This window comes from Burkholderia sp. NFPP32 (assembly GCF_900119325.1).
Lineage (GTDB): Bacteria > Pseudomonadota > Gammaproteobacteria > Burkholderiales > Burkholderiaceae > Burkholderia > Burkholderia pyrrocinia_C.
Map to the genome: position 1 here is coordinate 122,817 of NZ_FPJP01000015.1, position 25,246 is coordinate 148,062.

A 25,246-nucleotide genomic window follows, 5' to 3' on the forward strand; every position below is an offset into this window, starting at 1 on the left:
ATCTGTCTCCGTTCGTTCGTGATGCGCCGCGTGGTACGCGGCGCGCAATCGTTGCTAGTTCGGCAGCACCGCGCCCGTCGCCTGCCAGCGCGCGACGTAGCCGGGCAGCTCGTGCATGTCGTCGAATACGTGACGCGCGCCGATGCCGCGCAGCGCATCGATCTGCGCGGCCGACGCATGCCCGCCGCCGACGAAGCCGAGCACGGTCATGCCGGCCGCGGCCGCCGCGGTGATACCGGTCACGCTGTCCTCGACGACGAGGCACTGCGCGGGCGCGACGCCGAGCGTGCGCGCGGCCGCGAGATACACGTCCGGCGCCGGCTTCGGCCGCGCGACCGAATCCGCGCAGAACAGCCGTTCGCCGAAGAAGCGCGCGAGGCCCGTGCGCGCAAGCGCCGCCTCGACGTATGCGCGGTAGCTGTTGCTCGCGCAGGCCGTCGTCAACTGAATCGCGCCGAGCGCCGCGTCGATGCCTTCGACCATCGGCGCATTGACGGCGGCCGCCTCGACCGCGCGGCGGATCGCGTCGACGTCGTCGGCCGACAGCGTGCGTCCGACGGCGTCGCCCGCACCCGCCAGCACGCGCTCGATGCGCAGCCCGAGCAGCGGCATCACGGCCGGACGCGCTTCGACGCCCGGCCAGCGCATGTCGAGTTCGCGCACGATCACGTCGGCGGCGACGGCCTCGCTGTCGATCAGCACGCCGTCGCAATCGCAGATCAGCACGTTCGCACGTTCGCCGGCCGCGCTCACTTGACCGCTCCGAACGTGAGCCCGCGCACGAGCTGCTTCTGCGACAGCCAGCCGACGATCAGGATCGGCGCGACCGCGAGCAGCGACGCCGCGGACAGCTTCGCCCAGAACAGCCCCTCGGGGCTCGAGTACGACGCGATGAACACGGTCAGCGGCGCCGCGTTCGAGCTCGACAGGTTGATGCTCCAGAACGCCTCGTTCCACGACAGGATCACGAGCAGCAGCGCGGTCGACGCAAGCCCCGGCAACGCCATCGGCATCAGCAGGTAGACGATCTCCTGCCACGTCGACGCGCCGTCGATGCGACCGGCCTCCAGGATGTCCTTCGGGATCTCGTTGAAGTACGTGAAGGTCATCCACACCGCGATCGGCAGGTTGATCAGCGTGTAGACGATCACGAGGCCCGACACCGTGTCGAGCAGCCCCGCGTTCTTCCACAGCAGGTAGATCGGCACGAGCACGCCGACCGACGGCATCATCTTCGTCGACAGCATCCACAGCAGCACTTTCTGCGTGCGGCGGCTCGGGAAGAACGCCATCGCATAGGCGGCCGGCACCGCGAACAGCAGCGAGATCACCGTGACGCCCGCCGAGATCAGCACCGAATTCCACGCGAACGAGAAGTAGTTGCTGCGCGCGAACACCTCGCGGAAGCTGTCGAGCGTCGGCATGAAGAACAGCGACGATGCGTATGCCTGCTGCTCGGTCTTGAACGCGGTGATCGCCATCCAGAAGATCGGGAAGAACAGCAGCAGCGCGATCAGCCACGCGAGCACGCCGGGCATTGCGCGCCGCACGAGGTCGAACACGGCCGGCGCGCGCCGGCCTTCGAAGGTCAGGTCGCTCATTTCTCGTACTCCCCCTTCAGGTTGCGCGCAAGCATCCGCACGAGGAAGAACGACACGACGTTCGCGACCACGACGGCGATGATGCCGCCCGCGGACGCGAGGCCGACGTCGAACTGCTGCAGGCCGAGCGCGTAGATCAGGTAAGACAGGTTGGTGGTCGCGTCGCCGGGGCCGCCGCCGGTCGTCGTGTAGATCTCCGCGAAGATCGACAGCAGGAAAATCGTCTCCATCATCACGACCACGGCGATCGCGCGCTTCAGGTGCGGCAGCGTGATGTAGAAGAACATCGCGATCGGGCCCGCGCCGTCGATGCGCGCGGCTTCCTTCTGTTCCTGGTCGAGCGACTGGATCGCGGTGAACAGGATCAGGAACGCGAACGGCAGCCATTGCCATGCGACGATGATGATCACGGCGGTGAGCGGGTAATCGGCGAACCAGTCGATCGGCGTCATCCCGAACGCGCGCATCGCGTTCGCGACGAGCCCGTACACCGGGTGCAGGATCATGTTCTTCCAGATCAGCGCGGATACCGTCGGCATCACGAAGAACGGCGCGATCGCGAGCAGCCGCGCGATGCCCTGCCCGTAGAACTTGCGGTCGAACAGCACGGCCATCAGCACGCCGCCGACCACCGTGATCGCGAGCACCGCGCCGATCAGCACGAGCGTGTGCCAGATCGCCGGCAGGAACGACGGATCGGTCGCGAGGAAGCGGTAGTTGTCGAGCCCCGCGAAACCCTTCACGTCCGGGTTCAGCAGGTTGTAGCGCGAGAACGAATACCAGATCGTCATCGCGAGCGGAATCGACATCCACAGCAGCAGCACCGCGACGGACGGCGACACGAGCCAGCTCGCGCCGCCGCGCGCGCGGCGCGGCGCGCCTGGCGGCAACGACGCGTCGCCGACCGACGGCGCGTGGCTCAGGGGAAGACGCAGGTGACGCATGATCGGGGTCCCTCCGGTTGATGCGCGGGCGCAAACGGCGTGCCCGCCTTTCGGCTTCGCCGGCCCGCACCTCGCGCGACGGCGCACGGCGCGGGCCACGCGACTGCTTGCGCGTTACTTCTTGTAGCCGGCCTGCCGCACCGCGCGGTCGGCAGCGGACTGCCCGGCGGCGAGCGCCTGGTCGACCGTCATCTGCCCTGCAACCGCGCCCGCGATCGACTGGCCAACCACCGTGCCGAACGACTGGAATTCAGGAATCCCGACGTACTGCACGCCCGTGTACGGCACCTTCTTCAGCGACGGATCGTTCGGGTCGGCCGTCTCGATCGCCTTCAGCACGAAGTCCGAGAACGGCGCGGCGGCCTTGTACTCGGGGCGCTGATAGGTTGACGCGCGCGTGCCCGGCGGCACCGACGCCCAGCCCTCGTCCTTGCCGACCATCTCGATGTACTGCTTCGACGTCGCCCACGCGATGAACTTGCGCGCGGCGTCCTGCTGCTTCGACGTCTTCGGCACGGCCAGCGCCCACGCCCACAGCCAGTGCGAGCCCTTCGGCGTGGCGGCGACCGGCGCGGCCGCGAAGCCGATCTTGTCGGCCACCTGCGACTGCTGCTTGTTATAGAGCATCCCGGCCGCGACCGTCGCGTCGATCCACATCGCGCACTTGCCCGACGCGGTCAGCGTCAGGTTCTCGTTGAAGCCGTTCGAGCTCGCTCCCGGCGGGCCGTCCTTCTTCAGCAGGTTCACGTAGAACGTGATCGCCTTCTTCCATTCGGGCGACGTGAGCTGCGCGTTCCAGTTCTCGTCGAACCAGCGCCCGCCGAACGTGTTCACGACCGTCGACACGAACGCCATGTTCTCGCCCCAGCCGGCCTTGCCGCGCAGGCAGATCCCGTAGGTGCCCTTCGACTTGTCGGTGAGCTTGTCCGCGAACTCGGCGATCTGGTCGTAGGTCGGCTGGTCGGGCATCTTCAGCCCCTTCGCCGCGAACAGGTCCTTGCGGTAGAACGTCATCGAGCTTTCGACGTAGAACGGCAGCGCATAGAGCTGGCCGTTGTACGACAGGCTGTCGCGCGCGGTCTTCACGATGTCGTTCAGGTCGTAGTCGGCGGGCAGGCCCGTGATCGGCGCGAGCCAGCCGCGCTTGCCCCATTGCGGCGTCTCGTAGGTGCCGATCGCCATCACGTCGAACTGGCCGCTGCCGGTCGTGATGTCGGTCGTCGCGCGCTGGCGCAGCACGTTTTCCTCGAGGATCACCCAGTTCAGCTTGATGTCGGGGTTCGCCTTCTCGAATGCCGGCGACAGCTTCTTCAGCTCGATCATGTCGGGGTTGTTCAGCGTCGCGATCGTCAGCGTGCCGGCGGACGCGGCGCAGGCGGCCGTCGCGAGCGCGGCTCCGGCGAAGCAGCGTGCGGCGGCGTCGAGCATCTTTCGTTGCATGGCATGTCTCCTGTGATTGTTCGATGTGTCGTCGGTCTTGCGTTTCCTTCGCGGCCCGTCACGCCGGCCGCTGCATTCCGCACGCGCGCGCATAGTGCGCGATCACGTCGCGTATCCGGTGGCGCACCCACGCGCGCGGCTCCTTCGCGAGCCCGCCCGCGCGGCACGCCGCGTAGACATCCGGCAGCCACTGCGCGACGAGCGTCTCGGGCACCGGCTGCCGCGCGAGATTGCCGAACAGCTGCTCGACCGCGGCCGCGACGGCCGGCTGCAGCCAGTAGTAGCGAATCCGGTCGCTGTAGCTGAACTGCCGCGCGAGCCGCTGCTCGGTTTCGTCGCCGCGGTAGTACGGCGCCCAGTGCTCGGGCTGCGCGCGCATCGCGGCATCAACGACGTCGCGCAACCGCGAGCGCTGCGCGACGTCGTCGATCAGCGCATCCTCGATGAACGTCAATGCGAACAGCGCCTCGCGCAGCGCGAACGTCAGCGCGGGGCCGACCTTCAGCACCGCGAAGTGGTCGCGCACGAGCGCGGCGAGCGCGCCCTCGGTCTGGTAATCGGTCGAATGCGCCTCGAACACGAGGCGCGGTGTATGCAGGATACTCGCGCCGAGTGACGCTGCCTTGGCACTGTCGTAGTCGAGCACGTGGCGATCGTCGAAGTCGACACCCGGCTGCGCGACGATCGCGACGACGCGCGTCCACGCGTCGTCGAGCCCGGCCGCCGCGAATGCGCTGCGGTGCGCGTCGAGCGTCGCCGCGATGCTGTCGCTGCGCGTGACCGAGATCCGCGCGATCGCCGCGCCGTTCGCATCGCCCGGATTGCCGCTGACTTCGCCGCCCGGCGTCGGCACCTCGGTGCCGATCACGTAGACGGGCGCGACACCGGCGCGCGCCGCCGCGTGCTCCGCCACGCGGCACAGCTCGGCCGCGCGCGCGGCGATCGTGCGGTCGTCGAGCCGCGCCGGATCGTCCGCGCACGCCATGCTCGCATCGAGGTGGATCTTTTCGAAACCGGCTTCGACATACGCGGCGACCATCGCGCCGGCCTCGCGCATCGCGTCGGCCGCGCGACGATGCCGCCACGGGTTCGGGCCGAGATGGTCGCCGCCGAGCACGAGCGCCGACGGCGCGAGCCCGCAGCGCGCGGCGATCGCATCGACGTCGCGGCGGAAATCGGCGGGCGTCATGCCCGTATAGCCGCCGAGATGATTCACCTGGTTGCAGGTCGCCTCGATCAAAAGCGGCGAGCCGTCCGCGCGCGCGGCTTCGCACGCGGCCTCCAGCACCAGCCGGTGCGCGCTGCAGATCGAATAGATGCCGCGCTGCGCGTCCGCGCGGTTCGCGTCGAAGATCATCCGCAGCACCGCGCCTGCATGCGCGGTGCGCGGGCGTTCCGCGACGGTCGTCAGGCCGGGCATGCCACACCTCGTTCGGTCAGGAAGCGGTCGATCTCGGCCGCGCTGCTGTTGCCTTCCATCGGGCCGCGCCGCGTGACCGCGATCGCGCCTGCCGCGTTCGCGCGGCGCAGCGCGACCTCGATCGGCACGCCCGCGACAAGGCTCGCGACCAGCGTGCCGCCGAAGCAGTCGCCGGCGCCGGTCGGGTCGATTTCGTCGACCGGAAACGCCGGCGCTTCGGCACGGCTCGCGCGGTCGAACGCGACGCTGCCCGCGGCGCCGCGCTTCAGCACGACGCGCTCGAGCAGCGGATGCGTCGCGAGCAGGCCCGCAATCGCGCGCTCGGCCGGCTGCGGCCCGCAGAAGAACGGCAGGTCGGCTTCGCTCGGCAGGAACAGGTGGCAGGCGGCGAGCATCTCGTCGAGCGCCGCGCGCATCGGGCGGAAGCTCAGCATCTCGGGGCGCACGTTCGGATCGAACGATACCTTCGCGCCGGCGCGCACGGCCTCGATCACGCCGCGCTGGACCGCCGCGATCGCCGATTCGCTCGTCAGCGACGAGCCCATCACGTGGAAGTAGCGGCAGCCGTCGAACATCGCCGTATCGACGTCGGATGCATCGACACACGCGGCCGCGCTGGTGGAAAGACTGAAGACGAAGCTGCGCGAACCGTCGTCGCAATACGCGACGAACGCGGTGCCGGTCGGGCGCGCGACGCGGCGGATGCGCGCGACATCGACACCGTCGCGTTCGAGCCGCGCGACGATCGCGTCGCCGAACGCGTCGCGGCCGACGCAGCCCGCATACGCGACGCGCGCGCCGAGCCGTGCGGCCTGATCGGCAAAGATCGCGGGCGCGCCGCTCGGAAACGGTCCGGCGAACAGGCCCGGTGTATCGAAACCCTGGCCGCGCTCGGCGGCGACGAATTCGGCGAGCAGTTCGCCGGCGACGACGATCGCGGCCATCAGGCGTGCCCTCCTCGTCCGAAGGCGGCCGCGGCGTGCGGCATTGCCGCGTCGTCGAAGGCCGGCAGGCAGGTTGCGCGTGCGAGCGTCGCCACGTCAGCTCATCCAGTTGCCGCCGTCGACGTTCAACGTCTGGGCGGTGATGTAATCGGCGTCGGCCGACGCGAGGAACAGCGCGGCACCCGTCAGGTCGCCCGGCACGCCCATGCGGCCAAGCGGCACGGCTTCGCCGACCAGCCGCTTCTTCTCGCCGAGCGGCCGGTTTTCGTAGCGCGCGAACAGCGCGTCGACCTGCTCCCACATCGGCGTGTCGACGACGCCCGGCGCGATCCCGTTCACGTTGATCCGGTGCGGTGCGAGCGCGAGCGCGGCCGACTGCGTATAGCTGATCACCGCGGCCTTGGTCGCACAGTAGTGCGAAACGAGCGCCTCGCCGCGACGGCCGGCCTGCGACGACATGTTGACGATCTTGCCGCCGCGCCCCTGCTCGACCATCCGCTGCGCGACGGCCTGCATCAGGAAGAACAGCCCTTTCACGTTGACCGCGAACAGCCGGTCGAACACGTCCCACGATTCGTCGAGGATCGGGCGCATGTCGAACAGCGCCGCGTTGTTGAACAGGATGTCGACGCCGCCGAAACGCTCGACGGCGGTGGCGACGATCCGCTCGATGTCGTCGCGGCGCGTGACGTCCGCGGTGACGGCCACCGCGCGGCCGGGGTTCGCTTCGATGAGCCTCGCAAGCGAGCCGCCTGCCGGCTTCACGTCGACGAGCACGCAACGCGCGCCCTCGTCCAGATAGCGTTGCGCGACCGCCTCGCCGATGCCGCTTGCGGCGCCCGTCAGGATCGCGACCTTGTCTTCCAGTCTCACTGGCTGTCTCCGGTTCGTTCTGCTGTACGACGGTCGCGAGGTGAGCGAACGCTCGCAGACCGATCAATTGCTCTGTTATTGATCGAATGATCGGATACGCGATTCGCGCTGTCAAGGCAACGTGACGGCTTTCTATGACGCGCTGCGGCACGACGGCGCATCGCGCCGGCCCGTGGCGCACGCCCGGCAAGGCGCGGCGCGCGCGGTGCGGTGCGGCCGGATAGGCAATGAAGGGGACGGAGCGTGGACGGAATGGGGAATTCGCGCTGCACGGCGCGGCGATACGTTATATCATCGCCGTACTCCGTTTCACTGCCTGCTTCACGCCATGGCCACCTCATCGTCCATTGACGCCCGGCTGTCCCGGGCCGACGCATTCGCCGCCGAGCACGGGCTCGCGTGGACGCCGCTGCGCCGCCAGGTCTACGAACGCGTGCTGGCCGCGCAACGTCCGATTGGCGCGTACGACCTGCTCACCGAACTCGAACCGCAGCGCGGCCGCGTGCCGCCCACGACCGTCTATCGCGCGCTGGATTTCCTCGTCGAGCACGGTTTCATCCACCGGATCGAATCGAAGAACGCGTTCTTCGCGTGCTGCGAGATCGGCGTACCGCACGAAGGCCAGTTCCTGATCTGCGATTCGTGCGGCGACACCGTCGAGATTCCCGGCGGCGACCTCGCGAAGCAGTTGTCCGCGAGCGAGCCGGCGCACGGTTTCGAAGTCCACCACCAGGTCGTCGAGCTGAGCGGCCTGTGCGGGCACTGCAAGCGCAAGCCCGCACAACGCTGACGCCGCATCGCGCGGCGCATGCGCCGCCTTTCCAACGAGGAGTTTCATGTCCATTGCCTTGAAGCGCGCGCCGCGGCGCGCCCTGTCGCCTGTCCGCTGGCTCGCCGCCGCTGCCGCCGCGCTGTCGCTCGCGACGTCCGCGTTCGCGCAGGCCGCGACCGTCAACGTCGTCGCCGCCGAGAATTTCTACGGCGATGTCGCGTCACAGATCGGCGGCCGCCACGTCGCGGTAACCAGCATCCTCAGCAATCCCGAACAGGATCCGCACCTGTTCGAAGCGAGCCCGAAGACCGCCCGCGCGCTCCAGCACGCGCAGGTCGTGATCTACAACGGCGCCGACTACGATCCGTGGATGGGCAAGCTGCTCGGCGCATCGAAGCAGGCGAAGCGCGCGACGATCGTCGTCGCCGATCTCGTCGGCAAGAAGGCCGGCGACAACCCGCACCTGTGGTACGACCCGGCGACGATGCCGGCCGCCGCGCGCGCGATCGCGGCCGAGCTCGGCCGCGCCGACCCGGCGAACAAGGCCGACTACGACGCGAACCTGCAGAAGTTCGTCGCGTCGCTGAAGCCCGTCGACGACAAGGTCGCCGCGCTGCGCGCGCAGTACAAGGGCGTGCCGGTGACGGCCACCGAGCCCGTATTCGGCTACATGTCCGACGCGATCGGGCTCGACATGCGCAACCAGCGCTTCCAGCTCGCGACGATGAACGACACCGAGGCGAGCGCGCAGGACGTCGCCGCGTTCGAGAACGACCTGCGCAAGAAGCAGGTGCGCGTGCTGATCTACAACAGCCAGGCCGAAGCGCCGATGACCAAGCGCATGCTGAAGATCGCGCGCGACGGCGGCGTGCCGGCTGTCAGCGTCACCGAGACGCAGCCGGCCGGCAAGACCTTCCAGCAATGGATGGCCGGCCAGCTCGATGCGCTCTCCAGCGCGCTTTCGGCCGGCAAGAAATAAGCGACTGCAACGACATGACCGCCACTCCCCACGCACTCGCAGTCGATCGCGTCACGCTCGAACTGGGCGGACGCACGATCCTGCGCGACGTCAGCTTCTCGATCGAACCCGGCGAATTCGTCGGCGTGCTCGGGCCGAACGGCGCGGGCAAGACGACGCTGATGCGCGCGGTGCTCGGCCTCGTGCCCGTCTCGGCCGGCACACTGTCGGTCGGCGGCGTACCGGTCGTGCGCGGCAACGCGTCGATCGGCTACATGCCGCAGATCAGGAGCGGCCTCGCGAACCGCCGGATGCGCGGCTACGACTTCGTCGCGATGGCCGCCGACGGCCACCGCTGGGGGCTGCCGCACACGAACGCGGCAACGCGCCGGGACGTCGACCGCGTGCTCGACCTCGTCGGCGGCCCGGCGCTCGCGCGCCGGCCGCTGTCTGAGCTGTCGGGCGGCGAGCGGCAGCGCCTGCTGCTCGCGCAATGCCTGCTCGGCAATCCGAAGCTGCTGCTGCTCGACGAGCCGCTGATCAGCCTCGACCCGAACCACCAGCGCGGCGTGGTCGAACTCGTGCGCAACGTGCAGCGCGAGCTCGGCATCACCGTGCTGTTCTCCGCGCACGAACTGAATCCGCTGCTGAACGCGCTCGACCGCGTGCTGTATCTCGGCAACGGCGTCGCGGCGCTCGGCACCGTCGACGAGGTGATCACGAAGCCCGTGCTGTCGCGGCTCTACGGATCGCCGATCGACGTGATGCGCGTGAACGGCAAGATCTTCGTGATGTCGGGCGACGTCGAGATCGAGAAGCACGACCACGAACACGAGGACGACGACGGCCACTCGCACGGCGGCGGCGGACACGGCCATCACCACCACGGACACGCTCATCCCGGGCATTCGCACGATGTTTGAATACGACTTCATGATCAACGCCTTCGCGGCGTCGGGCGTCGTCGCGGTGCTCGCGGGCATCGTCGGCTACTTCCTGGTGCTGCGCGGGCAGACCTTCGCCGGCCATGCGCTGTCGCACGTCGGCTTCACCGGCGCGACGGGAGCGGTGCTGCTCGGCATCTCGCCGATCTGGGGGATGGTCGGCTTCACGCTCGCAGCCGGGATCGGGATGGGCGCGCTCGGCGAACGGCTCGCGGGCCGCGACGTCGCGATCGGCGTGATCCTGTCGGGCGCGCTCGGCTTCGGCCTGCTGTTCCTGCATTTCTATACGTCGTTCGCGACGCAGGTGACCGCACTGCTGTTCGGCAACGTGCTCGCGGTCAGCCACGACACGCTCGCGGTGCTGGCCGGCATCGGCGCGGTGAGCCTGATCGCGCTCGCGCTGATCGCGCGGCCGCTGCTGTTCGCGTCGCTGCAGCCCGAACTGGCCGAAGCCAAGGGCGTGTCGCTGCGCACGGTGTCGATGCTGTTCCTCGCGGTGTGCGCGCTCGCGGTGGCCGCCGCGACGCAGATCGTCGGCGTGCTGCTCGTGTTCACGCTGCTGGTCGGGCCGGCCGCGGCCGCGCAGAACGTGTCGACGCGGCTGTCGACGGGCGTGCTGCTCGCCGCGCTGTTCGCGCTGTTCGAAGCGTGGGCCGGTATCACGCTCGCCTATCACACCGACTGGCCGACGAGCTTCTGGATTACCGCGCTGTCGGCGCTCGTGTACGGCGCGAGCCTGTTGCGGCGCCACTGATCGCCGCTCGACGGATCGCCGCCCGACGGATCGCCGCCCGATGCCAATGAAAACGCCGGCGTGCCCGAGGGCAGCGCCGGCGTTTTTTTATGCGCCCGCAATCGCGTGCGGCGATGCGTGCTTTACCTGCTGCGCTCCCCGTTCATCGTGCGAGCACGCGCGCGTGATGCGCGATGTGATCGGCGATGAACGTCGAGATGAAGTAGTACCCGTGGTCGTATCCCGGATGGCGGCGCAGCGTCAGCGGCTGGCCGGCCTTCGCGCACGCGGCTTCGAACACGTCGGGGTTCAGCTGGTTCGCGAGGAATTGATCGGCGAGGCCCTGGTCGACCAGGATGCCGTCCGCGAACTTCGGCGCATCGGCGCGCGCGACGAGTTCGCTCGCGTCGTGTGCCTTCCACGCGTCGCGATCGTCGCCGAGATAACCCGAGAATGCCTTCTCGCCCCACGGGCAGCGCGTCGGCGCGGCGATCGGCGCGAACGCCGACACCGACCGGTAGAGGCCGGGATGACGCAGCGCGAGCGTCAGCGCGCCGTGCCCGCCCATCGAGTGCCCGAAGATCCCGAGCCGCGCGCCGTCGATCGGCAGCTCGGCCGCGACGAGCTCGCGCAGCTCGCCCGTCACGTACGACTCCATCCGGTAATGCGTGGACCACGGCGCTTCGGTCGCATCGACGTAGAAACCCGCGCCGACGCCGAAGTCCCACGCATCGGTCTCGCCCGGCACGCCCGCGCCGCGCGGGCTCGTGTCGGGCATCACGAGCGCGACGCCGTGCTGCGCCGCGTATTGCTGCGCGCCGGCCTTGATCGCGAACGTCTCGTCGGTGCAGGTCAGCCCCGCGAGGTAGAACAGCGCCGGCACGCGGCCGTGCGCGGCCTGCGGCGGCAGGTACACCGAGAACTTCATCGGCAGGCCGATCGCCGTCGAATCGTGGCGATAGAAGCGCTGCTCGCCGCCGTGGCACGCATGCGAGGAAACGAGTTCGAGCATCGCGGTGCGCTCCCGGTCAGTACAGCACGACCGAGCGGATCGACTCGCCGGCCTTCATCAGGTCGAAGCCTTCGTTGATCCGCTCGAGCGGCAGCGTGTGCGTGATCAGGTCGTCGATGTTGATCTTGCCTTCCATGTACCAGTCGACGATCTTCGGCACGTCGGTGCGGCCGCGCGCGCCGCCGAACGCCGAACCCTTCCATTCGCGGCCCGTCACGAGCTGGAACGGACGCGTGCTGATTTCCTCGCCGGCCGCGGCCACGCCGATGATGAACGACTGGCCCCAGCCCTTGTGCGTGCACTCGAGCGCCTGGCGCATCAGCTTCACGTTGCCGACGCATTCGAACGAGTAGTCGGCGCCGCCGTCGGTCAGCTGCACGATGTGGTCGACGACGTTCTCGACTTCGTTCGGGTTGATGAAGTGCGTCATCCCGAACTTCTTCGCGAGCTCGACGCGCTTCGGGTTGATGTCGACGCCGATGATCTTGTCCGCGCCGACCATCTTCGCGCCCTGGATCACGTTCAGGCCGATCCCGCCGAGGCCGAACACGACGACGTTCGCGCCCGCCTCGACCTTCGCCGAGTAGACGACCGCGCCGACGCCGGTCGTCACGCCGCAGCCGATGTAGCAGATCTTGTCGAACGGCGCGTCCTCGCGCACCTTCGCGACCGCGATTTCCGGCACGACGATGTAGTTCGAGAACGTCGACGTGCCCATGTAGTGGAACAGCGGCTTGCCGTCGAGCGAGAAGCGCGACGTCGCGTCGGGCATCAGGCCCTTGCCCTGCGTCGCGCGGATCTTCTGGCACAGGTTGGTCTTGCGCGACAGGCAGAACTTGCACTCGCGGCATTCCGGCGTGTAGAGCGGAATCACGTGGTCGCCCTTGCGCACGGTGCCGACGCCGGGGCCGACGTCGACCACCACGCCCGCGCCTTCATGGCCGAGGATCGCCGGGAAGATCCCTTCCGGATCGGCGCCCGACAGCGTGTAGTAGTCGGTGTGGCAGATGCCGGTCGCCTTCACTTCGATCAGCACTTCGCCTGCGCGCGGCCCTTCGAGATCGACTTCCTCGATCGTCAGCGGCGCACCCGCCTTCCATGCAATCGCGGCTTTCGTTTTCATCGTGTCACTCCTGTCTGTCAATTAGGTTGCCCCGGGGCGGCGCTTCGGCGCTTACCGGTCCCATGCTTCGCAGCGGGCCCCGTTCAAAGCGGTCGAAACCATGCCGCGCGACATCGCGCGCGACACGGCAAAAGCATCTCGTGCTCGCCATGATCGCCGGTCCCGCCGCGCACCGCGAGCGGGAATCGGTCGCCGGCTTGCCACGATGCGTCATCGCTGACGCAAAAGAACAAGTGTCCGAGTTTAAACGCCCGTCGTGAACCATGCATCCGTGCGCGCGTACAGATCGACGAAGCGGGCGTGGCGCGCGGCCAGCAGGCGGTCGTCGCGCGGCGCGGCGACCGGCGACGCGGCCGGCGCCAGTGTGTGCAGCGCATCTTCGCGCCAGTGTCCGATCGCAACGCCCGCGAGCAGTGCGGCGCCGCGCGTCGCGGCATTCGGGCAATCGATCGCGTGCAGCGACGCGCCGAGCGCGTCGGCGAGCAACTGGCGCCAGCGCGGATCGACCGAGCCGCCGCCCGCGAGACGCAGCGTCTTCACCGGGTCGCGACGATCGGCATCGCGGATCGCATCGAGCCCCGCGCGCAACGCGAACGCGACGCCTTCGAACGCGGCACGCATCATCGCGCCGCGCGTGTCGCCGAGCCCGAGGCCGAGCCAGCCGCCGCGCGCATCGGGATTCATCCACGGCGAACGCTCGCCGGTCAGGTAGGGCAGGAAGCACAGCCGTTCCGACGCCGGCTGCGCGAACGCATCGTCATACGCGTCCACCCATCCCGAATAACCGAGCCAGCCGCGCACGGCTTCGAGCGCGAGCCCGACGTTCTGCATCGCGGCCATCGTGTAATAACCGCCGCCGGCTGCCGCGCGATAGCGATGCAGCCCGCGCCGCGCGGGCGGCAGCGCATCCGCGAGCACGACGATCTGGCCGCCGCTGCCCGTCGTCAGCAGCGCGTCGCCGGCCGCGGCGAGCCCGCTGCCGAGCGCCGCGCATGCGGTATCGGCCGCGCCCGTCGCCAGCGGCACGCCGGCCGGCAGACCGAGCGCCGCGGCCGCCTGCGCGCCGAGCACGCCGCCGCGCGCAGTCGACGCATGGACCGGCGCGAACCGGTCGGCCGGCAGGCCAAGCGCGTCGATCAAGGCCGTATCCCATGCGCCGTCGGGCGTCGCGAGCGCGGTCGCACACGCATCGCTCGGATCGGCCGCGACGTCGCCGCCGAGCGCGATGCGCAACCAGTCCTTCGGCTGCACGGCCCAGCGCGCGGCGCGCAGCGCATCGGGCTCGTGCGCGGCCAGCCAGCGCAACAGCGGGCCCGCCATGCCCGGCGCGACGGGATTCGGAGCGGCGGGCATTCCCGCGGCGGACGCTCCGGCGACGGGCCAGCCGGCTGCGTCCGCTTCGCGCGCCGCGCGCGTATCTGGCCACAGCAGAGCGGGCCGCACCGGCTGCCCGGCCGCATCGATCAGCACGACGCCATGCATCTGGCCCGAGAAGCCGATCGCCGCAACCTGCGCGCGCTCGCCGGCCGGCAGCCGCGCGGCCGCGCGCACGAGCGCCTGCCACCACGTGTCGGGCGCGATTTCGGCCCAGCCGGGCTGCGGCGACGACAACGCATAGGGTTCGCTCGCGACCGCGCGCTCGACGCCATCGGCATCGAGCGTGACGAGTTTGATGGAGCCGGTGCCGAGGTCGATTCCGAGCAGGCGCATGACGTGACGGTGAATTCGAATGAACGGATGTCGATGATAACGGGATCGCGATACTCGCCCCGGCTTTTGCGGCCACCGCAGCGCAATGCGATGCACGGAAGCCGCGGTGGCAGCCGGGTTTCGCCGCGCTGCACCTTGCGTGCAAAAGCGGCCGTTCGCGGGTTAACCCGGCGCGGTTTTCCGACACCCCTTTTTGCCACTATGCGGCCGCACCGATACACACCATAAAGCGGCCGATATTTGACATGGGGGCCGGCGCTATTTTGAAGGGCTATAAAACCGGGGAACCTCACTCCTGCGGCAGTTTCCCGATGATCGACACCCTGTTTCATGCCGAAATGGCATATCGAACCAGCAAAGAACGGAATAGTACCCAGTGCTCTTGTTGCACGGATTCATTCCGCATAACTTCGTATCACCCCGAAAACAAGATCATGGAGTGAGACAGATGCAATCGAACACGGTCCATCCGTGCGATGAGGTGCTGCCGACCGGCAAGCTGGTAACGCTTGGTCTGCAACACGTCCTCGTCATGTACGCCGGCGCCGTCGCCGTGCCGCTTATCGTCGGCGGCGCGCTCAAGCTGCCGAAAGACCAGATCGCGTTCCTGATCAGCGCCGATCTGTTTTCGTGCGGCATCGCCACGCTGATCCAGACGCTGGGCCTGTGGATCTTCGGGATCCGCCTGCCCGTCATCATGGGCTGCACGTTCGCGGCCGTCGGCCCGATGATCGCGATCGGTACGAACCCCGGCCTCGGCATTCTCGACATCTTCGGCTCGACCATCGCGGCCGGCATCATCGGCATCGTGCTGGCGCCGACGATCGGCAAGCTGTTGCGGTTCTTCCCGCCGGTGGTCGTCGGCACCGTGATTGCCGTGATCGGGCTGTCGCTGATGGAAGTCGGCATCAACTGGGCCGCCGGCGGCGTCGGCAATCCCGAATACGGCAGCCCGGTCTATCTCGGCCTGTCGCTGCTCGTGCTGACGCTGATCCTGCTGATCAACAAGTTCGGCCGCGGCTTCATCGCGAACATCTCGGTGCTGCTCGGCATCGTCGCCGGCTTCGTGATCGCGTTCATCCTCGGCCGCGTGAACACCGAAGGCGTGTCGCTTGCGCCGTGGGTCGGCTTCGTGATGCCGTTCCACTTCGGCTGGCCGCACTTCGACCCGCTGTCGATCGCGACGATGGTCACGGTGATGTTCGTCACGTTCATCGAATCGACCGGCATGTTCCTCGCGGTCGGCGACATGGTCGATCGCCCGGTCGACCAGGAGCGCCTGGTGCGCGGCCTGCGCGTCGACGGCCTCGGCACGCTGATCGGCGGCATCTTCAACTCGTTCCCGCATACGTCGTTCTCGCAGAACGTCGGCCTGATCGGCGTGACGGGCGTGAAGAGCCGGTTCGTGTGCGCGACGGGCGGCGTGATCCTCGTGCTGCTCGGCCTGTTCCCGAAGATGGCGCAGGTCGTCGCGTCGGTGCCGCCGTTCGTGCTCGGCGGCGCGGGCATCGTGATGTTCGGGATGGTGGCCGCGAACGGCATCAAGGTGCTGTCGAAGGTCGATTTCGTGAACAACAGCCACAACCTGTTCATCGTCGCCGTGAGCGTCGGCATGGGCCTCGTGCCGGTCGTGTCGCCGCACTTCTTCTCGAAGCTGCCGCCCGCGCTCGCACCGATCCTGCACAGCGGCATCCTGCTGGCATCGGCCACGGCCGTGATCCTGAACATCGTGTTCAACGGCGTGAAAGGCGAAAAGGATGCGAAGTGCGACATCCGCCGCGCAGGGCACGACTTCGACGGGCGGCCGGTGGACCTGCACTGACGGATTGGCGGCACGCGCGTCCGATGGTGACGCGCAAGGTGCCGTGCGGCACACGCTTACGGCGCTGCTTCGCCGGATCATGGCAAGCGGCGCCGTCGCGCCAATCGTCAGCTCTACTTCACCTGACAAGGGCATTCATGCGGGCAGCCAGGGAGGAAGTCGATTTCTACTCTCCGGCCATCTTCCGTCATACCGTCGATATGATGCGCCGCGTAAAGCCTTGCGTCGACGTCGATCGGGGCTCTACCAAAGCCCAATGTGAATAGAATCTGCCTAACGTTTTCCGCACGTTGCTCGGCCAACGCGCGTGGTTCTTTTTCGTTAGCCTCGGCAAGGCCACCGATAGACGTACGATCGAGATTTGGGTACTTGAGTTGAAGGTCTATCGCCCAATTGGCCAACTTTACTAGTTCATTTCCGGGTATCTTGGCAGAATTTCTTTCAAACGAAATATCCAATGTACGTACCGGAGAGCAAGCGAACGCTCCAGACGTGAAAGCCGTCAACAGAATACACACCGACCTTTTCCACATATCGCCCTACCTTCACGTCCCATCGCATTCAACACGAATCGTGTCTTTACGTTGCGCCTAGTTCTCGTAGACAACATACCCAGCGATGCTGTCCGCATTGTCAATTGCAAGCTCCGGGTGTGTCTTGGCGAATGTCAAGCACTCGCGCATCGAGTACCGATGATCGTGCGAACCAAATGTGTCGACAAAGTGAGTGCATTCATGAATCAACGTAGAGAGCATTGAGTCTTTCGCGCTGGATACGGCACGCATTTCGCAAAAATTCTCGTGGATGCAAATAGTATGCGTCGCAGTATCGGGGCCACATACATGAGCGACAACGCCATCTGGATTCTTGTTATTCGGCGTGCAGCCAAGGTATCGATCAAGCCTCTCTGACTGACGAACGAAATTCCCGGGCTTGAGATCATGCATCACGCGACTTACTGCTGAAAGACCGACTGACAGACGTTGGCGAATCGCTTCATCGCTTGAGCCGAACCACATTACGACGCGTTCACGTTCGACCGTCCCCCACTTGCTCAAATCCGCGAGCCGGACGTCAATCATTTTTACAGCACTGTCACGCAACGTTAGAACCGTACGGCGAAACTCTGCGTCTGTCATGTTAGGACAGATCGGTGGCCCGTTCGAGATTAATGCCTCGATCATGGACCCCTCTATCGTGTCCGTCACGGCTTCAGCAATTTCAACACGATTGTCGACTCTCACTCGCCCTCCTCGCTGATTTCAAGCTTTACCGATTCCGATCCCTGCGTAGCCACTCGCGCGGTATGGCCCTGTGCGCCGGTAATACCTGACGCCAGTACGTCACCACGGCGATTTGTAATCCAATATCGCACACCTGCAACCGGTTGCCTGGACTGCCTGTCGCGAATGACAAACTGCTGATCATAGACTGCCGTGCCACCTCTTGCCGTCTCGACACATGAGCTGACCTTCCCCGTCAACTGCGCTATCTCTTCGACGGTAAAGGTCATACTCATGCCGCGCTCAGCATAGAAAATCGGCGGAGGGTTGCAGCCGCAGACGTTGATGTCGCCGCTCAACGCCCACGGCTGGCCGTTCGGACCCGTGCCCGGCCAACGCGGCCCTTTCGGCGCGATGAATCCTTCCTGCTGACAAGCGCTGCAGTAAGTTTTCATGTAGAGCGTCGCAATATGCACACGCGGCGGCGGATTGGAGCAAGTAACGTGCTCCAGTCCTTCCGTAATCGTGGCGCTGCCGCCATGGTCCCCTCTGGCGAGAAAATATCGGATCATGCGGCCCCCCTCAGCGTGTCATGGCCGCACGCTTGATAACGGTGAAGGCGCCAGCAGATACCATGCCCTCACGTTCCGGGCTGTCCGTAATGACGTCGCCGTTGTCCACTGCGCTACCGACGAAAGCCAGCGGCTCGAAGTCACGGCTGTCCACGAGGCCGAGGCCGCTTATGATTCGGGCGGTCGATCCATCTGCATAGTGAATCAGATTACCGATGACGCCGGCCTTGCCGAGCCGGACGTCAGTGTCCCACGTACCGGTCACCTCGCGCAGCACGCCGCCCCGCGCCGTCTTCGCCCCTCGCACCGCCAGCCGGTAACGTCGCGGCGCAGGCGGCGGTACATAGGCCGGGTCGAACAATCCGTCGACGGGTTCGCCCACCGACACATGAATCCCCCATGAACGCTGAAGCGTCTCGACAATGTGGTCGCCGTTGCTCAATCGGCTACCTACCAGCGCAAACGGCTTGTCGCCGCCGACCGTATAATCGCCCGCACCGTCTGTGATAACGGCCCCACTGCCGTCCTCGTAGGTCACGATGTCGCCGACGCGGGCAACGGCGAGCCCGGCAACCGTCAGGCCACTGGTGGCCGCAGTCACCCGACCTCCTCGTTCCGTGAGTGCACCGATGGTGGCAAAGAGATGCGTTGGTGCTTGCTGCTCGTTACTCATCCGGATTTCCTCTCTCGGTCAATTTTTTAGAAGTGCCACGCACCCAAAATTGCTCGAACAATAGAGAAGAATCAATCAGACGAATTCTAAATTTGGATAACTAATCGTGATAAGGCGATGTCCGCCCCAAACTAGTCTGTAGTCGTGCGTTTGCCCAGACGTCGAATCTCGCACCTCTACCAAAAGAAAAACGCCACGGACTTTCGTCCGTGGCGTTTGTCTTTTGCGGGGCATGGGCGGTTGGCCGCCCGCATCGCGCCGGCCGGCGGCGCTCAGCCCTTCGCCACTGCGGTCGAAGCCGGCGCAGGCGCTGCCGCCTTGTCGTAGTCGACCGGCTCATCCGGCGCGCGCGGCGTCTCGCCGGCGCGCTGGGTCCAGCCGCCGCCCAGTGCGCGGTACAGGTCGACCAGGTTCGTCCAGCGCGCCAGACGCGCGCTGATGAGCGTCTGCTGCGCCGAGTACAGATCCGTCTGCGCGGTCAGCACCGACAGGTAGCTGTCGACGCCGTTCTTGTAACGCAGGTCCGACAGGTCGAAGCGGCGCTGCTGCGCGTGCTCGTTGCGTTCGAGCGCGGCGATCTGCTGGTCGTACGTGCCGCGTGCAGCCAGCCCGTCCGACACTTCGCGGAATGCCGACTGGATCGCCTTCTCGTAGTTCGCGATCTCGATGCGCTTCTGCACGTGCGCGAGATCGAGATTGGCGATGTTCGAACCGCCCTCGAAGATCGGCAGCGCAATACTCGGCGCAAACGACCACGCCGCCGTACCGGCCTTGAACAGGCCGCCGAGCGTCGGGCTCGCGGTGCCGAATGCCGCGGTCAGCGAGATCTTCGGGAAGAACGCCGCGCGTGCCGCGCCGATGTTCGCGTTCGCGGCCAGCAGCGTCTGCTCGGCCTGCATCACGTCCGGACGACGCGTCAGCAGGTCCGACGGCAACCCGGCCGGCACGTCCGTCAGCAGGTTCTGCGCGTCGAGCGGCATGCCCGGCGGCAGATCGTCCGGCAGCGGCTCGCCGATCAGCAGCACCAGCGCGTTCAGCGCCTGCGCACGCGCACGCGCTTGCGCCTGCTGGTTCGCGAGCGCCGTCTCGACCACCGTCTGCGCCTGACGCAGCTCGAGCTCGGAGCCCGTGCCGTTGTCGAACTGCAGCTTCGTCAGGTCGTACGACGCCTGCGCGGTCTTCAGCGTGTTTTCCGTGACCTTCAGCAGATCGTCGGTCGACAGCAGCGTCAGGTACTGGTCAGCCACCTGCGACACCAGCGAGATTTCCGACGCCTGCCGCGCGTATGCGGTCGACAGGTACTGCGCGAGCGCCTGGTCCTTCAGGCTCTGCACGCGGCCGAACAGGTCGAGTTCCCACGACGCCGAAAGCCCGACGTTGTAGCTGCGCGAGATGTACGGCGCACCGGTCGTCGACAAGCCCTGCGGTACGCGCTGGATGCTGCCCGTACCGGTGCCGTCGAGCGTCGGGAACAGGCCCGCGCGCGTGATCTGGTACTGCGCGCGCGCCGCCTCGATGTTCAGCACCGATACGCGCAGGTCGCGGTTGTTCTTCAGCGCGATCTCGATCAGCCGCTGCAGGCGCGGATCGACGAAGAATTCGCGCCAGCCGATGGCGGTCGCCGCCTGGCCGTTCGCGCTGCGCGCGCCGGCAGCGCCCGGCTGCGTCGCGTAGACGCCGCCGGCCGGGTACGCCTGTGCGACGGGCGCGTCGGGCCGCTTGTAATGCGGCGCCATCGTGCAGCCCGTGGCAAAGAGCGCGACCGCGATTGCAGTCAAAGCGTGTTTTTGCATCATCACTGTCCCTTGTTGCCTTCGTCGCCGTTGCCCGGCTTCTCTTCGTGGTGCGAGTGCTCCTGAGCCAGGCGCAGCGCCTCGTCGACGTCTTCCTTCTCGCCGCTGAAGATCGCGCGGATCTTCACGAAGAACATCGGGATCATGAAGATCGCGAGGAACGTCGCCGTGATCATCCCGCCGATCACGCCCGTACCGATCGCGTGCTGGCTCGCCGAACCCGCGCCGTTGCTGATCGCGAGCGGCATCACGCCGAGAATGAACGCGAGCGACGTCATCAGGATCGGACGCAGCCGCAGGCGCGCCGCTTCCAGCGCGGCCTCGATCGGCCCCATCTTCTCCGACTGCTGCAGTTCGCGCGCGAACTCCACGATCAGGATCGCGTTCTTCGCGGACAAGCCCACGGTAGTCAGCAGGCCGACCTGGAAGAACACGTCGTTCTCGAGGCCGCGCATCGTCGCCGCGAGCAGTGCCCCGATCACGCCGAGCGGCACGACCATGATCACCGAGAACGGGATCGACCAGCTTTCATACAGTGCCGCGAGACACAGGAACACGACGAGGATCGAGATCGCGTACAGGATCGGCGCCTGCGAACCGGACTGGATTTCCTGGAACGACAGGCCGGTCCACGAATAGCCGATACCGACCGGCAGCTTCTTCGCGAGCCCTTCCATCGCGGTCATCGCCTGACCGGTCGACTTGCCCGGTGCGGCCTGACCCTGGATTTCCATCGCCGAAACACCGTTGTAGCGCTCGAGCTTCGGCGAACCGTACGTCCAGTGACCGGTCGCGAACGCGCTGAACGGCACCATCCCGCCCGACCCGTTGCGCACGTACCAGATGTTCATGTCCTCCGGCGTCATCCGGAACGGTGCGTCGGCCTGCACGTAGACCTTCTTGATCCGGCCGTCGGTGTCGAGGAAGTTGTTCACGTACTTCGACGCCCACGCGATCGAGAACGTCTGGTCGATCGCATCCGCCGTCACGCCGAGCGCATTCGCCTTCTCGCGATCGATGTCGACCTTGTACTGCGGCGTGTCGTTCAGGCCGTTCGGGCGCACGCCCTGCAGCGTCGGATCCTTCGAAGCCATCCCGAGCAGCTGGTTGCGCGCGGCCATCAGCGCGTCGTGACCGAGACCGGCGTTGTCCGTCAGCTCGAAGTCGAAGCCGGCGGCCGTACCGAGTTCAGGAATCGACGGCGGGTTGAACGGGATCACGATCGCGTCCTTGTAGCCCGCGTAGCGCCCGAACATCCGGCCGATCAGCGCCTGCACCTTCTGGTTCGCATGCTGACGCTGCGAGTAGTCCTTCAGGCGCACGAACACGAGACCCGAGTTCTGGCCGCGGCCCGCGAAGCTGAAGCCGTTCACCGTGAACGCCGATTCGACGATTTCCTTCTCGTCCTTCAGCAGGTAGTCGGAAATGTTCGCGAGCGTCTTCGCGGTCGTTTCCTGCGTCGAACCCGACGGCGTCTGCACGATCACGAACATCAGGCCCTGGTCTTCATCGGGCAGGAACGACTTCGGCAGGCGCACGAACAGCAGGCCGACCGCGACGATCACGACCAGATAGATGATGAGCCAGCGGCCCGAACGCTTGATCACGTGGTGCACGCCGACGTGGTACTTGTCGCGGCTATTGTTGAACGTGCGGTTGAACCAGCCGAAGAAGCCCTTCTTCTCTTCGTGATGCCCTTGCGGGATCGGCTTCAGGATCGTCGCGCACAGCGCCGGCGTCAGAATCAACGCGACGAGCACCGACAGCACCATCGCCGACACGATCGTCAGCGAGAACTGGCGATAGATCGCGCCGACCGACCCGCCGGAGAACGCGACCGGCACGAACACCGCCGACAGCACGAGCGCCACGCCGACGAGTGCGCCGGTGATCTGGCCCATCGCCTTGCGGGTCGCCTCCTTCGGTGACAGGCCCTCTTCCGCCATCACGCGTTCGACGTTCTCGACCACCACGATCGCATCGTCGACCAGCAGGCCGATCGCGAGCACGAGGCCGAACATCGACAGCGTGTTGATCGAGAAGCCCACCAGCGACATGATCGCGAACGTGCCGAGCAGCACGACCGGCACCGCGATCGTCGGGATGATCGTCGCCCGCAGGTTCTGCAGGAACAGATACATCACGAGGAACACCAGCACGATACCTTCGAGCAGCGTCTTGACCACTTCCTCGATCGACAGCTTCACGAACGGGGTCGTGTCGTACGGATACTTCACGACGAGGCCGTGCGGGAAGAACGGTGCCAGCTCGTCGATCTTCGCGCGCACGGCCTTCGCGGTCGCGAGCGCGTTCGCGTTGGTCGCGAGCTGGATACCGAGTGCCGCGGTCGGCTGACCGTTGTACTTCGTGTCGAAGTTGTAGTTTTCACCGCCGAGGCCGATCTGCGCGACGTCCTTCAGGCGCACCTGCGAGCCGTCCTGGTTGACCTTCAGCAGGATGTTGCCGAACTGCTCGGGCGTCTGCAGCAGCGTCGATTCGGTGATCGTCGCCTGCAGCACGGTGCCCGGCTTCGCCGGCGTGCCGCCGATCTGGCCGCCCGCGATCTGCACGTTCTGCGCGGTGATCGCCGAGCTCACGTCGACCGGCGTGAGGCCGTAGTTCGTCAGGCGGGTCGGGTCGAGCCAGATCCGCATCGCGTACTGCGAGCCGAACAGCGTGACGGTACCGACGCCGTTCAGCCGGCTGATCGGATCCTTCACGTGCGACGCCACGAAGTTCGCGAGGTCGTACTTGTTCATGCTGCCGTCTTCGGAGTTGAAGGCGAGCACCAGCAGGAAGCTGCTGCTCGACTTCGTCACCGACAGGCCGAGCTGCTGCACGACCTGCGGCAGGACCGGCGTCGCGAGCGACAGCTTGTTCTGCACCTGGACCTGCGCGATGTCGGCGTTGGTGCCCGGCGCGAAGGTCAGCGTGATCGTCGCGTTGCCCGAGTCGTCACTCGTCGACGACATGTACAGGAAGTTGTCGAGACCGCTCATCTGCTGCTCGATCACCTGCGTCACCGTGTCTTCCACCGTCTTCGCGGAAGCGCCCGGGTAGTTCGCGGTGATCTGGATCGATGGCGGCGCGATCGTCGGATACTGCGAGATCGGCAGCGTGAAGATCGCCGCAACCCCGGCCAGCATCAGGATGATGGCGATCACCCACGCGAAGATCGGGCGATCGATAAAAAACTTTGCCATGAAACAGGCTCCCTGTTATTGCGCGCTCGAAGCAGCGGCGGCACTCGCCGGCGCGGCGCCCGATGCAGCGGCACCGGAAGCGGCGGCGGCGCCGGAACCGGCGGCAGCCGGTGCGGCGGTTGCGGCGGCGGCGTCCGATGCGGCACTGGCCGCCGGTGCGAGCTGCGCCGGCACCGACTTCACGGTCGCACCCGGGCGTACCTTCTCGCCGCCCTGCACGATCACGTGATCGCCCGCTTGCAGACCGCCTTCGACGATCCAGTTCTGGCCCTGCATGCCCGTCGTCTTCAGCGGACGCGGCTCGACCTTGTTGCCGGCGTTCACCACCATCGCGATCGCCTGGCCCTTCTGGTCATGCGTGACGCCGATCTGCGGCACCAGGAACGCGTTCTCGTTCACGCCTTGCTCGATCCGAGCGCGCACGAACATCCCCGGCAGCAGCACCTTGCCCGGGTTCGGGAAGACCGCACGGATCGTCACCGAGCCGGTGGCCTGGTCGACCGTCACGTCCGAGAACTGCAGCTTGCCCGGCTCCGCATAGGTCTTGCCGTCCTCGAGGATCAGCGACACCTTCGCCGCGCCCGGGCCGCTCGTCTTCAGGCGGCCGCTCTGCACGTCCTGGCGCAGCTTCAGGCCTTCGAGGCTCGACTGCGTGAGGTCGACATACACCGGGTCGAGCTGCTGCACCGTCGACATCAGCGTCGCCTGGCTCGCCTGCACGTACGCGCCCGGCGTCACTTGCGAAATGCCGACGCGGCCCGTGATCGGCGACACGACGTCGGTGTAGCCGAGGTTGATCTGCGCGGTGTCGACCGCTGCCTTGCCGGACGCGACGTCCGCCGCGGCCTGCCCTTGCGTGGCCACCGCGTTGTCGTAGTCCTGCTTGCTGACCGCGTTCGCGGCCACCAGCACCTTGTAGCGCGCGACCAGCGCGTTCTGCGTGGCGAGGTTCGCCTGCGCCTTCGCGAGCGTCGCCTTCGCGCTGTTCAGCGCGGCGATATACGGCGCCGGATCGATCTTGTAGAGACGCTGGCCGGCCTTGACGTCGGTGCCTTCGGTGAATTCACGGCGCAGCACGATGCCGTCGACCCGCGCGCGGACCTGCGCGACGAGGAACGCGCTGGTGCGGCCCGGCAGCTCGCTGAAGACCGGTACGGCTTGCGGCTGGACGGTGACGACGCCGACTTCCGGCGTTTGCGGCGGCGGTGCCGATTCTTTTTTTCCGCATGCAGCCAGGAAAACCGCGGCTGCCGCGACAGTGATCAAGCGGTATGGAACCCGTTCGACGCGCATGGAGCGACCTCTGTGTGTAACCAATGGAATAAGTGCAGCACCCGACGGGAGCGCAACACGGATGCGCCTCGCGGCGCAGATCGAACACCTGAATTACTGGACTGCTGGATACGGCACGTCGGCACGAAACCTCCATGCCGACGGGATGCAGCGAACTGCGGACTGGTACTAGGGCGGGAATCAGCAGAGTGGG

Annotated in this window: 21 protein-coding genes; 5 read left to right on the top strand and 16 right to left on the bottom strand. The window is 66.8% G+C overall.

The features are described from left to right. Positions 1 to 54 precede the first annotated feature (54 nt). From BT264_RS25345 to BT264_RS25375, 7 genes are all read right to left on the bottom strand, one after another. The gene (locus tag BT264_RS25345; RefSeq protein WP_072442813.1) at positions 55 to 753 is read right to left on the bottom strand and encodes an HAD family hydrolase; all 699 of its coding nucleotides are present in this window, start codon (positions 751 to 753) and stop codon (positions 55 to 57) included. After that, the gene (locus BT264_RS25350; protein ID WP_072442811.1) at positions 750 to 1,601 is read right to left on the bottom strand and encodes a carbohydrate ABC transporter permease; all 852 of its coding nucleotides are present in this window, start codon (positions 1,599 to 1,601) and stop codon (positions 750 to 752) included. Before BT264_RS25350 ends, BT264_RS25345 begins: the two co-directional genes overlap by 4 nt. After that, positions 1,598 to 2,545, bottom strand: a complete 948-nt coding sequence (locus BT264_RS25355; RefSeq protein ID WP_072442809.1) for a carbohydrate ABC transporter permease — start codon at positions 2,543 to 2,545, stop codon at positions 1,598 to 1,600. The genes BT264_RS25350 and BT264_RS25355 overlap by 4 nt, the downstream gene beginning before the upstream one ends. A gap of 114 nt (positions 2,546 to 2,659) precedes the next feature. After that, positions 2,660 to 3,985, bottom strand: a complete 1,326-nt coding sequence (locus BT264_RS25360) for an ABC transporter substrate-binding protein (RefSeq protein ID WP_072442807.1) — start codon at positions 3,983 to 3,985, stop codon at positions 2,660 to 2,662. 58 nt (positions 3,986 to 4,043) lie between these two features. Then, positions 4,044 to 5,405 (bottom strand): D-tagatose-bisphosphate aldolase, class II, non-catalytic subunit, encoded by a 1,362-nt coding sequence (locus BT264_RS25365; RefSeq protein ID WP_072442805.1) that lies wholly within the window; start codon positions 5,403 to 5,405, stop codon positions 4,044 to 4,046. Beyond that, positions 5,393 to 6,349: a sugar kinase gene (locus BT264_RS25370; RefSeq protein WP_072442803.1), complete on the bottom strand. Its 957-nt coding sequence runs from the start codon at positions 6,347 to 6,349 to the stop codon at positions 5,393 to 5,395. The genes BT264_RS25365 and BT264_RS25370 overlap by 13 nt, the downstream gene beginning before the upstream one ends. 96 nt (positions 6,350 to 6,445) lie before the next feature. Beyond that, the gene (locus BT264_RS25375) at positions 6,446 to 7,222 is read right to left on the bottom strand and encodes an L-iditol 2-dehydrogenase (RefSeq protein WP_034178892.1); all 777 of its coding nucleotides are present in this window, start codon (positions 7,220 to 7,222) and stop codon (positions 6,446 to 6,448) included. Between the two features lie 328 nt (positions 7,223 to 7,550). Between BT264_RS25375 and BT264_RS25380 the strand changes: the two genes are divergently transcribed. Genes BT264_RS25380 through BT264_RS25395 form a run of 4 tightly spaced genes read left to right on the top strand, consistent with a single transcriptional unit; the run spans position 7,551 to position 10,650 of the window. After that, the gene (locus tag BT264_RS25380; RefSeq protein ID WP_072442801.1) at positions 7,551 to 8,012 is read left to right on the top strand and encodes a Fur family transcriptional regulator; all 462 of its coding nucleotides are present in this window, start codon (positions 7,551 to 7,553) and stop codon (positions 8,010 to 8,012) included. Between the two features lie 46 nt (positions 8,013 to 8,058). Continuing rightward, a complete protein-coding gene (locus BT264_RS25385; protein ID WP_072442799.1) occupies positions 8,059 to 8,973 on the top strand; it encodes a metal ABC transporter solute-binding protein, Zn/Mn family in 915 nt (304 codons plus the stop codon). 14 nt (positions 8,974 to 8,987) lie between these two features. Continuing rightward, complete coding sequence (locus BT264_RS25390; protein ID WP_072442797.1) at positions 8,988 to 9,875, top strand: ABC transporter ATP-binding protein; 888 nt, start codon at positions 8,988 to 8,990, stop codon at positions 9,873 to 9,875. Next, the gene (locus tag BT264_RS25395; RefSeq protein ID WP_072442795.1) at positions 9,868 to 10,650 is read left to right on the top strand and encodes a metal ABC transporter permease; all 783 of its coding nucleotides are present in this window, start codon (positions 9,868 to 9,870) and stop codon (positions 10,648 to 10,650) included. Before BT264_RS25390 ends, BT264_RS25395 begins: the two co-directional genes overlap by 8 nt. A gap of 142 nt (positions 10,651 to 10,792) precedes the next feature. Here BT264_RS25395 and fghA read toward each other — a convergent pair whose 3' ends face one another. The 3 genes from fghA to BT264_RS25410 form a co-directional block, all read right to left on the bottom strand. Next, on the bottom strand, positions 10,793 to 11,641 hold the full coding sequence (gene fghA / locus BT264_RS25400; protein WP_072442792.1) for an S-formylglutathione hydrolase: 849 nt from the start codon (positions 11,639 to 11,641) through the stop codon (positions 10,793 to 10,795). 16 nt (positions 11,642 to 11,657) lie between these two features. After that, complete coding sequence (locus BT264_RS25405) at positions 11,658 to 12,764, bottom strand: S-(hydroxymethyl)glutathione dehydrogenase/class III alcohol dehydrogenase (RefSeq protein WP_006483756.1); 1,107 nt, start codon at positions 12,762 to 12,764, stop codon at positions 11,658 to 11,660. A gap of 243 nt (positions 12,765 to 13,007) precedes the next feature. Continuing rightward, complete coding sequence (locus BT264_RS25410; RefSeq protein ID WP_072442790.1) at positions 13,008 to 14,474, bottom strand: xylulokinase; 1,467 nt, start codon at positions 14,472 to 14,474, stop codon at positions 13,008 to 13,010. Between the two features lie 448 nt (positions 14,475 to 14,922). On the opposite strand from BT264_RS25410, the gene BT264_RS25415 reads away from it, so the two are divergent. Further along, positions 14,923 to 16,296, top strand: coding sequence for a nucleobase:cation symporter-2 family protein (locus BT264_RS25415; protein WP_072442788.1), 1,374 nt, complete (start codon positions 14,923 to 14,925; stop codon positions 16,294 to 16,296). Positions 16,297 to 16,886: 590 nt separating this feature from the next. Here the strand turns inward: BT264_RS25415 and BT264_RS25425 are convergent. From BT264_RS25425 to BT264_RS25450, 6 genes are all read right to left on the bottom strand, one after another. Next, complete coding sequence (locus BT264_RS25425) at positions 16,887 to 17,540, bottom strand: M35 family metalloendopeptidase (protein ID WP_110281386.1); 654 nt, start codon at positions 17,538 to 17,540, stop codon at positions 16,887 to 16,889. Then, entirely contained in the window at positions 17,537 to 18,091 is a 555-nt protein-coding gene (locus BT264_RS25430) for a PAAR domain-containing protein (RefSeq protein ID WP_072442784.1), read from the bottom strand. The genes BT264_RS25425 and BT264_RS25430 overlap by 4 nt, the downstream gene beginning before the upstream one ends. Positions 18,092 to 18,101: 10 nt before the next feature. Next, positions 18,102 to 18,764, bottom strand: a complete 663-nt coding sequence (locus BT264_RS25435; RefSeq protein ID WP_072442782.1) for a PAAR domain-containing protein — start codon at positions 18,762 to 18,764, stop codon at positions 18,102 to 18,104. A 272-nt stretch (positions 18,765 to 19,036) separates the two neighbouring features. Then, a complete protein-coding gene (locus BT264_RS25440; RefSeq protein ID WP_072442780.1) occupies positions 19,037 to 20,560 on the bottom strand; it encodes an efflux transporter outer membrane subunit in 1,524 nt (507 codons plus the stop codon). After that, entirely contained in the window at positions 20,560 to 23,760 is a 3,201-nt protein-coding gene (gene bpeB, locus BT264_RS25445) for an efflux RND transporter permease BpeB (RefSeq protein ID WP_072442778.1), read from the bottom strand. Before bpeB ends, BT264_RS25440 begins: the two co-directional genes overlap by 1 nt. A gap of 15 nt (positions 23,761 to 23,775) precedes the next feature. Then, entirely contained in the window at positions 23,776 to 25,053 is a 1,278-nt protein-coding gene (locus BT264_RS25450) for an efflux RND transporter periplasmic adaptor subunit (RefSeq protein WP_072442776.1), read from the bottom strand. Positions 25,054 to 25,246: the final 193 nt, after the last annotated feature.

Excerpts from the sequence above, each read along its gene's own strand:
- BT264_RS25350 (WP_072442811.1), bottom strand. The coding sequence starts at position 1,601 with ATGAGCGACCTGACCTTCGAAGGCCGGCGCGCGCCGGCCGTGTTCGAC.
- BT264_RS25355 (WP_072442809.1), bottom strand. The coding sequence starts at position 2,545 with ATGCGTCACCTGCGTCTTCCCCTGAGCCACGCGCCGTCGGTCGGCGAC.
- BT264_RS25360 (WP_072442807.1), bottom strand. The coding sequence starts at position 3,985 with ATGCAACGAAAGATGCTCGACGCCGCCGCACGCTGCTTCGCCGGAGCC.
- BT264_RS25365 (WP_072442805.1), bottom strand. The coding sequence starts at position 5,405 with ATGCCCGGCCTGACGACCGTCGCGGAACGCCCGCGCACCGCGCATGCA.
- BT264_RS25370 (WP_072442803.1), bottom strand. The coding sequence starts at position 6,349 with ATGGCCGCGATCGTCGTCGCCGGCGAACTGCTCGCCGAATTCGTCGCC.
- BT264_RS25380 (WP_072442801.1), top strand. The coding sequence starts at position 7,551 with ATGGCCACCTCATCGTCCATTGACGCCCGGCTGTCCCGGGCCGACGCA.
- BT264_RS25385 (WP_072442799.1), top strand. The coding sequence starts at position 8,059 with ATGTCCATTGCCTTGAAGCGCGCGCCGCGGCGCGCCCTGTCGCCTGTC.
- BT264_RS25390 (WP_072442797.1), top strand. The coding sequence starts at position 8,988 with ATGACCGCCACTCCCCACGCACTCGCAGTCGATCGCGTCACGCTCGAA.
- BT264_RS25395 (WP_072442795.1), top strand. The coding sequence starts at position 9,868 with ATGTTTGAATACGACTTCATGATCAACGCCTTCGCGGCGTCGGGCGTC.
- fghA (WP_072442792.1), bottom strand. The coding sequence starts at position 11,641 with ATGCTCGAACTCGTTTCCTCGCATGCGTGCCACGGCGGCGAGCAGCGC.
- BT264_RS25405 (WP_006483756.1), bottom strand. The coding sequence starts at position 12,764 with ATGAAAACGAAAGCCGCGATTGCATGGAAGGCGGGTGCGCCGCTGACG.
- BT264_RS25410 (WP_072442790.1), bottom strand. The coding sequence starts at position 14,474 with ATGCGCCTGCTCGGAATCGACCTCGGCACCGGCTCCATCAAACTCGTC.
- BT264_RS25415 (WP_072442788.1), top strand. The coding sequence starts at position 14,923 with ATGCAATCGAACACGGTCCATCCGTGCGATGAGGTGCTGCCGACCGGC.
- BT264_RS25430 (WP_072442784.1), bottom strand. The coding sequence starts at position 18,091 with ATGATCCGATATTTTCTCGCCAGAGGGGACCATGGCGGCAGCGCCACG.
- BT264_RS25435 (WP_072442782.1), bottom strand. The coding sequence starts at position 18,764 with ATGAGTAACGAGCAGCAAGCACCAACGCATCTCTTTGCCACCATCGGT.
- BT264_RS25440 (WP_072442780.1), bottom strand. The coding sequence starts at position 20,560 with ATGATGCAAAAACACGCTTTGACTGCAATCGCGGTCGCGCTCTTTGCC.
- bpeB (WP_072442778.1), bottom strand. The coding sequence starts at position 23,760 with ATGGCAAAGTTTTTTATCGATCGCCCGATCTTCGCGTGGGTGATCGCC.
- BT264_RS25450 (WP_072442776.1), bottom strand. The coding sequence starts at position 25,053 with ATGCGCGTCGAACGGGTTCCATACCGCTTGATCACTGTCGCGGCAGCC.